Annotated in this window: 9 protein-coding genes; 2 read left to right on the top strand and 7 right to left on the bottom strand. The window is 46.6% G+C overall.

Annotated elements, in window-relative coordinates; genetic code table 11:
- Positions 1-60: 60 nt before the first annotated feature.
- The 6 genes from DXN04_RS21645 to ligD all read right to left on the bottom strand — a co-directional run bounded on the left by DXN04_RS21645 (position 61) and on the right by ligD (position 9,055).
- Positions 61-1,719 (bottom strand): tail fiber protein, encoded by a 1,659-nt coding sequence (locus DXN04_RS21645; protein WP_158569102.1) that lies wholly within the window; start codon positions 1,717-1,719, stop codon positions 61-63.
- Between the two features lie 130 nt (positions 1,720-1,849).
- A complete protein-coding gene (locus DXN04_RS21640; protein WP_116855474.1) occupies positions 1,850-2,188 on the bottom strand; it encodes a hypothetical protein in 339 nt (112 codons plus the stop codon).
- 149 nt (positions 2,189-2,337) lie between these two features.
- Positions 2,338-4,764, bottom strand: a complete 2,427-nt coding sequence (locus DXN04_RS21635; protein ID WP_116855473.1) for an ABC transporter permease — start codon at positions 4,762-4,764, stop codon at positions 2,338-2,340.
- Between the two features lie 142 nt (positions 4,765-4,906).
- On the bottom strand, positions 4,907-5,341 hold the full coding sequence (locus DXN04_RS34615) for a hypothetical protein (protein ID WP_147320015.1): 435 nt from the start codon (positions 5,339-5,341) through the stop codon (positions 4,907-4,909).
- A 22-nt stretch (positions 5,342-5,363) separates the two neighbouring features.
- Complete coding sequence (locus DXN04_RS21630; RefSeq protein WP_116855472.1) at positions 5,364-7,055, bottom strand: arylsulfatase; 1,692 nt, start codon at positions 7,053-7,055, stop codon at positions 5,364-5,366.
- Positions 7,056-7,087: 32 nt separating this feature from the next.
- Entirely contained in the window at positions 7,088-9,055 is a 1,968-nt protein-coding gene (ligD, locus tag DXN04_RS21625; protein WP_233525656.1) for a DNA ligase D, read from the bottom strand.
- Between the two features lie 50 nt (positions 9,056-9,105).
- On the opposite strand from ligD, the gene DXN04_RS21620 reads away from it, so the two are divergent.
- A complete protein-coding gene (locus DXN04_RS21620; RefSeq protein WP_116855471.1) occupies positions 9,106-10,458 on the top strand; it encodes an amidohydrolase family protein in 1,353 nt (450 codons plus the stop codon).
- A 264-nt stretch (positions 10,459-10,722) separates the two neighbouring features.
- Positions 10,723-11,952: a BamA/TamA family outer membrane protein gene (locus DXN04_RS21615; RefSeq protein WP_116855470.1), complete on the top strand. Its 1,230-nt coding sequence runs from the start codon at positions 10,723-10,725 to the stop codon at positions 11,950-11,952.
- Here the strand turns inward: DXN04_RS21615 and DXN04_RS21610 are convergent, their stop codons facing one another.
- Positions 11,953-12,831, bottom strand: coding sequence for a LysR substrate-binding domain-containing protein (locus tag DXN04_RS21610; protein ID WP_158569101.1), 879 nt, complete (start codon positions 12,829-12,831; stop codon positions 11,953-11,955).
- Between the last annotated feature and the right edge of the window lie 43 nt (positions 12,832-12,874).

The raw sequence follows: 12,874 nt of genomic DNA, 5'->3' as shown, positions 1-12,874 counted from the left end.
AGGCCTGTTTAAAACGAAAACGGTAATGGAAGGTTATGTACCCAAGGCTGTCACCTGCCCTTACCTGAACCTGATGATATAATCTACATTTACATTGATCGGTCTGGATTCCCGGTCTCCGCCGGCCACTTCATGGGTATGATCACCATCTTCAGATGTCGCACTTTCTTCCCCATTGAATACCGCCAGTTCCCAGCCATCTGCAGGATCAATCGCATGCCGCTCCGCTGGTACACGGTAAATAGCATGTGTATGCTTCCCGTTCGTCGTAGTGATGATCGGGTTCACCGGCCGCCCGGTCGTAGAAATCACCTGTATCGTGCCCACTTTTAGTTTACCCGCTCCTGTTACAAAATACCCCCGCAGGTCAGGCAGCGCAAACGTAAGTGGTGCACCACCGAAATGTGTGCCGATTACGTCAAACAGTTCCCTGTAGGTGTGCCTGCGCAGCGAACTGCCATCACAGGGAAACCATCCTGCTGCCTGCAATTTAATTTGTACATCCCTGTCCGTTATATCCCCGCCAAATGGCATAATAGTACCAATAGGAGGGGCTGCCCCGGCTATGTCCTCACCGGCAATGAGAAAATCAGTATAGATATTCTCAGGCCTTGTTTCCAGGTCGCCCCCGGTAATTGTATGCAGGTGTTCCCCCGCAGTATTGGTCTGTCCCCTGTCGTCAATCCATGCAATACAGTTGTAGGCAATAAATCCTGTGGCCCCTTTGGCCGCAGTGTGGGAAGACACGGGCACACTTTCCACCTGGTGAGTGTGTGCACCGGCTACCGTGGTGCTTATGCCGGGAGGAGATGCGGTGGCATAATACTCCACAGAGCCAATGTTGTCGCCCGTGTTTCCCCCTTTGTGAAGGGCATGGCGGGTATCCGCATCCGGGTCCCTGTTGGTTAAGTGACTAGTACCTCTGAGAAAATATCCCCTTAAGTCCGGGACATTAATAACTTTTAGACCATCTCCGCCAAAATTGCCCAGGATTGTATCGGACAATGCCGGGTAATCCGTGTATGCATAGGCTTTACCATCGCAATAGAGCCATCCTGCCGGAATGACGGGCAGCGGACCTCCAAAGGCGGTAATAGTGCCTGCTGGTAAGATGCCGGCAGGCACTTGTGGTGCACGGCATTTTATGACGAAATATAAAGCCACATTAATAGGAAGAGTCGCATTGTCAAATCCTGTGAGTGTATGAAAGTGCGCGCCCGCCGGTTCTGTGGCAATCGTTTGATTACCTCTTGCCATTTCGTGTGTTGCGCCACTCCATGCCCGGTGCATATTGGCAGTCAGCCTGCCACAGGTATGACTGTGACCACCGGTGATAGAAAGGGACCAGAGCGATGCAGGCAATCCGGTAGCCATTTTCTGCAAAGAGCCGGTTTGATTGCCGCTTGCGCCTCCTGGAGCTGCTGCCACCCGGTTTTTAGCATCCGGGTCCGTACCCCTGGCCTTGTGTAATGTTCCTCTCAAAAATCGCCCGATCAGATCAGGGACATTGAAATAAGTCTCATCGCCGCCGTGGGCATTGCCAATAGCAGTGTAGAGTTCCGGATATTCACTGGTAGGGTAGGCGCTTCCATCACACAGGAGCCAGCCCTCCGCCTTCAATGCCTGCAACTGATCGCTGTTCGATAGGTCTCCGCCGAAGGTGGTGATAGCACCAATTGGAAGTTCCCTGGATACAGTCGTGGCATTTTGGAAAGTCATGTCCCTTTTCGTTTTGATTGATGATACAAAGGTCATCCAAAACGAATCAGGAGAACAGGCCGGAATGTTCCCTTTTAACAGCTGTTTTTAGGGGGTGGAAAAGGTGGTTTTCGGCTTTGCAGGAACTAAGTTATTGATTTTCAATTGGTCTTTCCGGGTTGTCCACCAGCCATTGGGTGAGTTTGTAGCGGGGAAGGATTTCGTCCATCTTCTTTTTGAGCCATTTGGACACAAGCTCAAAAACAATAAAGCCGATGATGATACTGATACCCCATTCAAGGTTGGTATAGGTATGTTTAGTCACAATGGTTTTGTGTGTGGTAAGGCCCCAGAGGTTGTGGATAGAGCGTGTAGTGAAGAAATGGGAGACGAGGCGGGTAGAAATCATGCCGATCACGAAGCCGATAAAGTTGCCAATGTAATTAGAGTAGAGGTATTCAAGAAATTTTCTTACGACTTTAATTTTCATAAAGCAGGCAGGGTTTGTTTTGAAACAAGATAGACAAAAATTTACTTTCACCTTCGGCGAAAGCAAATTTTTGTCCGGGCCCGGGCCTTCAGCAGGCATAAAAAAGAAGACCGACCTTTGACTGCCCCAAAGCCCCAAAAACAATAAACCTATTCTGTTTTTATACTCTTTGCAGGGTTCACCAGGGCCGCACTTACCGCCTGGAAACTCACCGTTACAATCGCTATCCCAACAGCTATTACACCCGCCAGCAAAAACAATCCTGCCGATATATTCACCCTGTACGCAAAATCCGCCAGCCACTGATCCATGGCATACCAGGCCAGCGGCACCGCAATCACTATCGCTATCACTACCAGGATGATAAAGTTCCTCGTCAACAAAACCACAATGTTCCCCACACTGGCACCTAAGATCTTCCTCAACCCGATCTCTTTCGTGCGCTGTTGAATACTAAACGCCGCCAGACCTAACAATCCCATACAGGAGATTAAGATCGCCATGGTGGTCGCCGTATTCAGAATGGCCGCCGTCTTCTGCTCTTTCGCATAAAATCCTGCTATCGTATTGTCAAAGAATTTGAATTCAAACTCCTCGTTCGGATACACTTTACTATAGGCATCTCCCATCTCCTTCACCAATGTTTTATAATCCCCGTGCAACTTCACACTCAGGTTAGTCGCAAATATTTTAGATGCTGTAAAAAACGCCGGTTTAATCGCCTCATGTAATGACTGTGCATGAAAATCTGCCAGCACACCCACAATCGGCAGAACTGGAGAAGCATTGTCACTCATTCCACTCTCCACGATCTTTCCAATCGCATCTTCCGGCCGGGCAAATCCCAGGGCTTTCGCCGCACTCTCATTAATTAAAAATTCCCGCATACTATCAGATGCCTGCACATTCCTTCCCGCCACCAGTTTCAGCTGGTACAAAGGCACATAATTTTCATCTATCCACTGCAACTGGCAATCTGCTTTCACCGGCTCTTTCCCTCCCTTGTATCTCAACTCCGTACCCCAGTGCGATGCAGCAGAAGGTGTACCATTACTCATACTCACCAGTTCCACGCCGGGGATCCTGCGCAGCATATCCGCCAGCACTTCCACCTTCGACCTTTCATAAGCCGGTTTCGTATTGATATTAATAATCGCATCACTCCTGAAACCCAGGTCCGAATGCAGCACATAATCCAGTTGCTTCTGCACCACCAATGTGCCTATTATAAAGACCAGTGAAATGGTAAACTGAAATACCACCAGGGCTTTCCTTAAATACCCCCGCTCTCTTGTACTACTTTTCAAACTGATGACCGGAATTGTACCTGACAATACTATGGCCGGATAAATTCCTGCCAGCAAAGTAGTAATCACCAGCAAGCCTGCCATCATCAATATATTCTGACTGTTGAAAACCGTGGCCACCGCAGCTGCCGGCACAAAATCCTGTAACAGGTGTAAGACCGGGTAGACCAGCACTATCACCAATACCATCGCCGCCAGGGTAATTAAAAAAGTTTCACTCAGGAACTGGAAAATCAGGCTTCTTCTGGTTCCGCCCAATACCTTTCTTACCCCAATCTCCTTAGATCTCCTGATGGACTGTACTGTAGACAGGTTGATGAAATTCACGACTGCAATAATGAGGATGAAAGCCGCAATACACATTAACCCATACAAGGTGGGCAAATGCGCCTGCTTTGAAAAGAAGTCGTTAAATTTCGTATCGAAATGAAGCCCGGTGAATGCTTGTAAAAAGAGGGTTTTCTGTTCTCCTTTTCGAAGGCTTATGTTTTGATGCAACAAGGCTGTCAGCTGCTTGTTAATGGCTGGAATTCCAGCTCCCGGTATTAATTTTACAAATACCTGGGTAAAGAAAGAATACCCGCCCCAGTTCTTTGTAAAAACCCTCTTCTCCGCCAGAAAGCTGTTTGGAACAGTACTAACAGATACAAAGTCTGTAAACCTGAAATCACTGTTTGCTGCATAATCCTTTACTATACCAGCTACTGTAAGTGGCAGGGAATCCGCATAGCGCAATGTCTTACCGACAATCTCCTGCAATGGGAGCTTTCCAAAATATTTGTAGGCCCTGCTCTCTGTCAATACCACTTTAAATGGCTCTGACATGGCCGTAGCCGGCGAACCTATGAGCCACTGATAAGTAAAGACTTTAAAATATTCAGGACCTGTTACGATGATCCCGGTAGACTGATCGTGAAAGTCCGCCTCTGGAAAACGCTTCCCGTTCGGTACATCCACCTTCGCATAAAAAGCATGGAAATCTGCTACTTCCGCCACACCACTGATCTTGCCCCTGATAGCTTCTGCCGCCGGATCCGGGGGCATGGAAAAAAAATCATGCCTGCCTTCCGGCGAAGTGAGATCCCCGACTACCCTGTAAATCTGCCCCTTACCCGGCTGGAAATTTTCATAACTTAATTCAAACTGGCAGGTCAGCCAGATGGCTACACAGGCCAGAATGCCAAGTGTAAGCCCCAATATATTGATGCCAGTGTACAGCCTGTTACTGACCAGATTTCTATAGGCGATTTTGAGATAATTCCTGATCATACTTTAGAGATTTGTAGTCAGGTGCATACATGTAATATGCCTGTTCTCCAGGAGATGATTCCAAAGATGATATAATTATTTAAAAATTATATGTGTTCGCTTTTGCCTTAAAATGTGTCCGCTAGTGAACGATTCATTCAAATCAGTAGGACTGTACCTTAAGGTTTCTTTGTATGACACTGAAGACCAAACCAAGGACCGAAGAGATTATTGTGAGATAATACCCTATGCTAAGTGAATAGAGAAAGTTATTCCCAACGTTGTCGATATAATAATAAAACACGCCGCCCAGTACAAGGCCTGCTATGAATTCACTCGTAACGGGGACTAACCGCAGTCCGGTAAGATCTCTTATGATACTCAGCACGCAAAGGAAAGGGATCAGATAGAGCAGGTAGGCCATTGAAATGATGGGTATGCCGTCTATCGTCAGCCTACCGGTAGTATAAATTGAATTAATAACAGGAGGCAGATCATAGCCGCTGAATTTTAAAAAACGCCAGCTGATCCATGGTATAAAAAAGGATAATAGCAGCGCAACTGAGATAGCACTCGTGTATTTTATATTTGGTTTCAATGATGCTTTTTTATAGGATCTTTTAATTCATATCCATGATCGGCTTCCAGGGAGCTGGAAATACACCCACCCGTCTTGCATAGGCATTCCAGATATTACTCAATTCTTTTACTTTCTCCGGGTACAATTCCGCGAGGTCATGCAATTCGCTCCTGTCTTTCTTCATGTTATACAACTCCCATTTCCCTTCCCTGTAGTGTTCTTTATCCTTCAGCAATTCTCCTTTGGACACCAGTTTCCAGTCGCCCAATCTCACTGCCCTGTTCATCTCATGCTCCCAGCAGATCGCCTTCCCCCTGTCCAAAGATTGCCCTTTGAACAAAGGTACCAGGCTTACACCTTCCAGGGGTATACTTCCTGGATATTTCGCTCCGGTCAGTTCCACGATCGTCGGCATTATATCGATGATATGACCTACAAAAGGCGTTATCTTATTTTTCCCTGAAATCACGCCCGGATAGTTTACTATCAGTGGGGTAGAGATGCCACCCTCATGCACCCAGTGCTTGTATTCCCTGAAGGGTGTATTGGATACATTCGCCCATGACTTACCATAAGAAATATACGTAGAATCAGGACCGCCGCTTATACCTTTCCCTTTCTTCACCAGTTTACCATCCCTGGTGATGTGCGGAATGGTAGCGTAAGAAATTTCATCTTTCTGCAATGGCTTCAGTGTTGCAGGGTTTTGTGCCCAGTTGCCCGTAGCACCTGTCGCACCAATATCTTCTGCGCAGCCACCATTATCCTGCATATACATGATCACTGTATTCTTGTCAATACCCTGCTGCTTAAGTGCTTCCCTGATGGCCCCTATGCCCTGGTCCATATCATCTATGATGGCAGCATATACCTCCATACGCGCGGCCTGCACCGCCTTGTCAACGTTATTATCCCAGCCAGGATAATCAGCCGGTGCCAGTTCCGTGTTGTTAGAGATCAATCCCTCATGGCGTAGTTTACTGAACCTTGCATCGCGGATCACATCCCAGCCCTTATCATACCTGCCTTTATATTTAGCAATGTCTGCCGGCTTTGCATGCAATGGCCAGTGCGCTGCTGTATAGGTCACATACAGGAAGAAAGGCTTGCTGGCATCTCTTTCTTTTATAAAGCGAATGGCCTCATGGGTAATAGCATCTGTATAATAAAAGCTATCTGTCTTATATTCCGGGTCCGTAAAAGGAGAAATCAAATGGTTATCTCTGCAAAGGGCTGCCGGGTCAAAATAACTGCCCGCTCCCTGAATGGTGCCATAATACCTGTCAAAACCACGTTGTAAGGGCCAGCTTGTTTTGGGGCCATCCTCTCTGATATTCTGACTCACATGCCATTTCCCCGCCAGGAATGTTGAATATCCTGCGGACCGGGCCACCTCCGCCATCGTAGTTGCTTTAGGGTTCAGATCACCCCTGTAGCCGGGCAACTGATAATCCGTATCCCGCATCCAACCCATACCTGCCTGGTGCGGATAGAGTCCTGTCAGCAATGAGGCCCTGGTAGGACAACACCTGGCCCCGTTGTAAAACTGCGAAAACCGTATGCCTGATGCCGCCAGCTGGTCCAGGTTGGGTGTATGGATCTCGCTGCCATAACAACCAATATCTGAATATCCCATATCATCGCTCAATATGACAATGATATTCGGACGCTGCTGCGCCTTCACAGAAATTCCCAACAGTAAAAACAGCAGATGGGCTAAACGAATTTTCATATCAGAAAAGGATTAAAATCAACCTTTGAAAATTACAATAATTTTCCAGGATTAATACCTTTCCCGAGCACCGCTTTAAAAATATCTCCCTCGCGTTGAATCCTTGCTATCGCATTCTTTATGTTAAAATCTTTCATTTGCAATCCCTTCTTCACCTCCTCCCAATGCAGGGGCATCGACACAGTAGCACCCGGCTTCGGCCGCAAACTATACGGTGCCGCCAGCGTAGCTTTGGGCCGGTTTTGTAGATAGTCTATATACAGTTTCCCTTTCCGGTTGCGTGTCATCCGCTCTATGCTGGTATACTTTGGCAGCCGTTTATGGACTTCTGTAGCGATGATTTTGCCGAACAACTGGCACTCATCATAAGTATACTTCGCACCAAATGGAATGTAGATATGAATACCTGTAGATCCCGAGGTCTTGGGATAACTTTTAATTTTTAACTCATCCAGTACAGCCTTCACCGTTTGTGCCGTTTCTATTACCTGTTCAAACGTATTTCCTTTGTCAGGATCCAGGTCTATCATGCACCAGTCAGGATAATCAGGCTTATGAATGGTGGAATTCCATGGATTCATTTCTATCGCTCCCAGGTTCGCCATATACAACAGGCTCGCCGCATCCTCCGGTACCAGGAAATTTTTATCTTCCCCATCACTGGTCGTGTAAGGAAATTGTTTGATCCATTCCGGTGCCTTCCCCGTTATATCTTTCTGGTAAAAACTATGTCCCTTAATCCCGTTAGGATAGCGGTTCAGGGACTGCGGTCGGTCTTTCAGATAGGGAAGTATGTAAGGTGCGATCTGGTAATAATAATTGAGCAGATCTCTCTTCGTAATTCCTTCATCCGGCCAGTAGATTTTGCTTAAATGGGAGAAGGTCAGCTGATGCCCTGCTACTTTCTTTACCTGTGTTTCTTCTGATGGATTGAGGAGTGTTTTTAAACTGCCTGTAACAGTTGGCTTCAGCATTTTCATAGCTGTTTTACGAGGCGTTTTTTCCGCCTGCTTACCCTCAACCGCCAGCTCCACTGCTTTCTCCGCCTTGACCTCAGCGGCTGCTTTATCCGTTCGCATTCCTTCAAAACTCGGATGCCGCATTACGCCATCATCCGTTATCTCCACATAGCTCACTTCGCATACCAGCACAGGCTTCAGCCAGGTCGCTATGGCCTTCGGTGGATTAGGCCTGAACCTTGACGGCTTGTTGATATCAGGCACCTGCGCAAAAGGACAGGTCTTTCGCACCAGGGGTTTAAATGCTGCCATCAGCTCCTTCTGCATGGCCTGGTTAAAGCCGGTACCTATTTTCCCTGTGTACTGCAACACGCCATTTTCATACACACCCACCAGCAAACTGCTAAATGGCTTAGGTGAGTCTTCATTTTGCGTAAACCCTCCAATTACTACTTCATGCCTTTTATTCGTTTTTATTTTCACCCAGTTACGACTCCGTTCTCCCGGTTCATAAATACTTTCCGCCTTCTTCGCAATAATCCCTTCCATTCCCATTTTCTTGGCAGCTTCTAAAAACTCTTCCGCCTTCGTCTCAAAGGTTTCACTATACCGGATAATATCGATAGCAGGCATTTTAGAAAAGAGCAATTGCCGTCTTTCCGCCAGGGGCAATTCCATCAGGTTACGCCCGTCTAGCCACAGGAGGTCAAAGACATAATAAACCAGGTCTCCATCCACCTCACTTCTCCAGTTCTGCAAAGACCCAAAGTGAGATACACCCTGTTTGTTCAGTACACAGATCTCTCCATCTACCACGGCATTGATGCCCCATGCCTTCAATGCATTATACACAGGGTAAAATTTTTCATTAAATGATTTATCATTTCTCGACAGGAGATTTACATCGCCTTTATTACAATAGGCAAGCGCCCTATAGCCATCCCACTTCACTTCATACAACCAGCCAGGTTCATCAAAAGGCTTTGTGATCAGGGTAGCCAGCATGGGCTTAATAAGTTTGGGAAATGCATCTTTCTTCATAATAATGTCAGGATACAAAAAGTGGTCCTTAACTTGTGGTAGTGTCAGCTATGAAAAAGACTTTCCTCCTGGTCCTGCTGTCAGGTCTTTGTGCCTGCCACCAGGCACATCGTAATGCGGAACATCCCTCTTTATTACTCAAAGATGTGACCCTCATAGATGGTAGCGGTGCTGCGCCTATCACTCATACCAATCTCCTGATTAAAGGAGATTCTATTGCCGCTATCGGTAATGACATTCATGCGGAAGGCGCTACGGTACTCCAGCTCTCCGGCAAAACCATTATGCCTGCACTGATCAGCGCGCACATGCATATTGGTACGCTGAAAGACACTACCAATAAAGGAGAGAATTATACCCGTGATAATATCCTGAATCAACTAAGAAAATATGCTGATTACGGTGTAACCAATGTACAGGTAATGGGAACCGACAGGCCCATGCTTTTCCATACCGGTCTGCGCGATTCTTCACAGAATGGTTTGTTGCCTGGTGCCCGCCTGCATTCCGCCGGCTATGGCTTTGGTGTTCCCAATGGCGCACCGCCGGTTGCAATGGCCATGGATAGTGTATTCAGACCCGCCACGGTAGACCAGGTGCCTGCCGAAATGGATAGCCTGGCCGAACTGAAACCCAGCCTGGTCAAGATCTGGGTCGATGATTTCAATAAGAAATTTCCAAAGATGGATACTGCCATATACCGGTCCATCATCAGAGAAGCACATAAACACCATCTGCGTGTAGCCGCTCACTTATATTATCTCTCCGATGCGCGCTCTTTGGTGAAAGAAGGTGTTGACATCATTGCCCATAGTGTCAGGGACAGTGTAATTGATGATGCATTGATCAAAGAAATGCGTGAAAAAGAAATCGCCTATATTCCCACCTTATCCTTAGATGAGTACGCTTATATCTATGCCCGCCGGCCTGAATGGATCAATGATCCTTTCTTCAAATCCTCATTGGAACCGGGTGTTTACGAGAAGATCACATCTCCCCAATACCAGGAAGGTTTAAAGAACTCCCCTGATTACGAAAGAAACGTACATGCATTTGAAACGGCCTTACAAAACGTAGCTAAGCTCCATGCTGCCGGTATTCTGCTCACCATGGGTACGGATTCTGGAGCTACACCGATCAGAACGCAGGGCTTTAGCGAACATCTTGAACTGGAACTGATGGTACAGGCAGGACTTAAGCCCATAGAAGCTATCACAGCGGCTACCCGCAATGCTGCCAGGGTACTGGACATAGACCGTTCCTTTGGCACACTTGCAGCAGGCAGGCGCGCAGATTTTATCATACTGGATGCAAATCCTGCAGAGGATATAAAAAATACCAGGAAAATATTCGCTGTCTATAAAGCTGGAAAGCAGGTCAGCAACGGACCTTTACAGAAATAAAAAAATAACAGCCGGTGCTAAGCCGGCTGTTTGCATTGATCATCTGATCTCTTTTACTTATTGATCGCCTGTGTTTGTTATCAAACCAATCAGATAAAAAATTATCTCCTTGGGTTATTTAATTGTGAGTAATTCGAATAATTATCATTGCTAAGGTAGGGCGGTATGGCTCCGTGGGAAATGATCGTTCTCAAACAATTCAATGATCGTCGTCAATTGATAGCGAACTGAATTGTGGCACAGTATTTTATATCCTTGTTTGTAATGAAGGGACTATTTATAATTATATTATTGACGCTTACGTTTGATGCCATTGCCCAGGATTCAATCCCAAGAAGGAGAAGAGACTACGGTTATGATGTAGATACTGTACCGAAACTCGACCTGATCGACATCTTCAGCAAAACATTCAACATCCATGGCAAGAAGATGCCTAAGAAAGGAGATAAAAAGGTGTATTATTCATTAGTACCTATTCCTACCAATATTCCGGGTGGTGGTGTTGCGCTCATTACCAGTACCAATGCGGCTTTTTACATGGGACCACGGGCATCTACCAATTTGTCTAACGTGTCATTTGCTCCCTCATTTTCATTCAGGGGCCGCTTTTCATTTAGTTTTCACAGTAATATCTGGCTCACCGGCAACCAAGACAATGTTACCGGCGATATGCGTTTCATTATCAATCCACAGTATACCTGGGGACTTGGAAATGGTGTCCCGAACGACCAGAAAGAATTGTTATACAGCAACTATTTCAGGTTTTATCAAACCTGGCTGCATAAGATAGATGGCGGAAAATGGATGGCTGGTCTGGGTTATATGCTGGACTGGTATTCAGCTATCAAATTCAAAGATAATGATAGTATATCCTTGCCGGAGTTTAGTCATTATAAATATGGAACCCAACCTGGCAAGCATTCCATGTCATCTGGTCTCACATTAAATGTACAGAAAGATGCCCGCCAGAACTCCATCAACCCGCAGGCAGGCTATTATTTCAATACAGTATTACGCTATAATTTTCGCTGGCTGGGTAGTACGGACAACTGGCCTTCACTATATGTAGATTACAGGCGATATCTGCACTTTGGCGATGCCCGTAGTCAAAATGTGTTGGCATTGTGGGGCTTTTATTGGACAGCACTGAGTAATAAAACCCCATATCTCGATTTACCCAGTATCGGCTGGGATCCTACCACACACAGTGGCAGGGGCATCACCCAAAACAGGTACAGGGGCAAGGGATTGTTGGACCTGGAGGCAGAATACCGCAGAGATATCACCCGCAATGGCTTCCTGGGCTTTGTACTCTTTGCCAACATGAATACGGTTACCAAACTGGATGACTATCGCTTTACCGCACCACATCCCGCTGTGGGCACAGGTTTGCGTGTGAAGTTCAACAAACGCTCTAATACCAACATCGCATTTGACTATGGCATCAGCAGCGCCGGTGGCCGTTTCAGTATGATGCTGGGTGAGGCGTTTTAATCATTCTCCGCCAAATTTTTGCAGCATTTCAGCAAAAACAATCGCTGCTTTCTTCCTATATGCATTGGCTGGCCAGGAGATGGTGGCCTGTCTGCTCATTTCTTTGCCTGTAATCATCACCGCCTGTACGGCCGTTTGGCCTACCAGCGATGCGGTGGTCAATACCGTATACCAGCGCCCTGTGGCTACCAGCTGCAATAAGATACTGATGTCGCTCAACTCCATTTTGATATCAGGATAGATCCTGTTTTTCTCAAACATGATATCCAAAAAACTCCGCGTGTTAAAGCCTTTGGATGGCATGAGCAGCGGTAGGGTTTCCACTTCTTTTATATCCACACTTTTACGTTTGGTAAGCGGATCATTGACCGGTACAATAAGGGATAAGCGGGACTCGAATAATGTCTGTGAAATGAGCACATCATTTTTCTGGGCAGGAGTGAAGGAGAGTACGAAGTCCAGTTGTACCTGCCGGAGTTTCTCCAGCAAATCCTGCGAAGGTCCCGAAGTCAGAATGATTTTGATCTGTGGATAGAGGGCCGAGAACTCAATGATGGTCCGGGTAACCAGGGATTGCAAACCATAAGTGACCCCAATAGCCAGTTCACCGGTATGCAGTTCCTGCAGGTCTTCCAGCAGGTGCTGACCATCCTCAGCATTCTTGATACATTGTCTGGCATAGGGCAAAAAGAGCTTGCCGGCCTCCGTGAGCATCACTTTTTTGCCAATCCGGTCAAAAAGTGGGGTGTTCAGTTCTTCTTCCAGTTGTTTGACCTGCTGAGAAAGGGTACTTTGACTGATATAAAGCATACTTGCCGCTTCTGTAAAGTTCAGAATTTCGGCCGTTTTCACGAAATAGCGCAACTGTCGTAGTTCCATGGAACAAATGTAAATCATCGATCGGTTTTATCAATGATAACCA

This window comes from Chitinophaga silvisoli (assembly GCF_003412465.1).
In the GTDB taxonomy this organism is placed as follows: Bacteria; Bacteroidota; Bacteroidia; order Chitinophagales; family Chitinophagaceae; genus Chitinophaga; species Chitinophaga silvisoli.
The sequence above is the reverse complement of the archived record's forward strand: the minus strand, read 5'-3'. Positions and strand labels throughout refer to the sequence as shown.

Bases quoted from the DNA above. Each gene is read 5' to 3' on its own strand.
- DXN04_RS21645 (WP_158569102.1), bottom strand. From the start codon at position 1,719: ATGACTTTCCAAAATGCCACGACTGTATCCAGGGAACTTCCAATTGGT.
- DXN04_RS21640 (WP_116855474.1), bottom strand. From the start codon at position 2,188: ATGAAAATTAAAGTCGTAAGAAAATTTCTTGAATACCTCTACTCTAAT.
- DXN04_RS21635 (WP_116855473.1), bottom strand. From the start codon at position 4,764: ATGATCAGGAATTATCTCAAAATCGCCTATAGAAATCTGGTCAGTAAC.
- DXN04_RS21630 (WP_116855472.1), bottom strand. From the start codon at position 7,055: ATGAAAATTCGTTTAGCCCATCTGCTGTTTTTACTGTTGGGAATTTCT.
- ligD (WP_233525656.1), bottom strand. From the start codon at position 9,055: ATGAAGAAAGATGCATTTCCCAAACTTATTAAGCCCATGCTGGCTACC.
- DXN04_RS21620 (WP_116855471.1), top strand. From the start codon at position 9,106: ATGAAAAAGACTTTCCTCCTGGTCCTGCTGTCAGGTCTTTGTGCCTGC.
- DXN04_RS21615 (WP_116855470.1), top strand. From the start codon at position 10,723: ATGAAGGGACTATTTATAATTATATTATTGACGCTTACGTTTGATGCC.
- DXN04_RS21610 (WP_158569101.1), bottom strand. From the start codon at position 12,831: ATGGAACTACGACAGTTGCGCTATTTCGTGAAAACGGCCGAAATTCTG.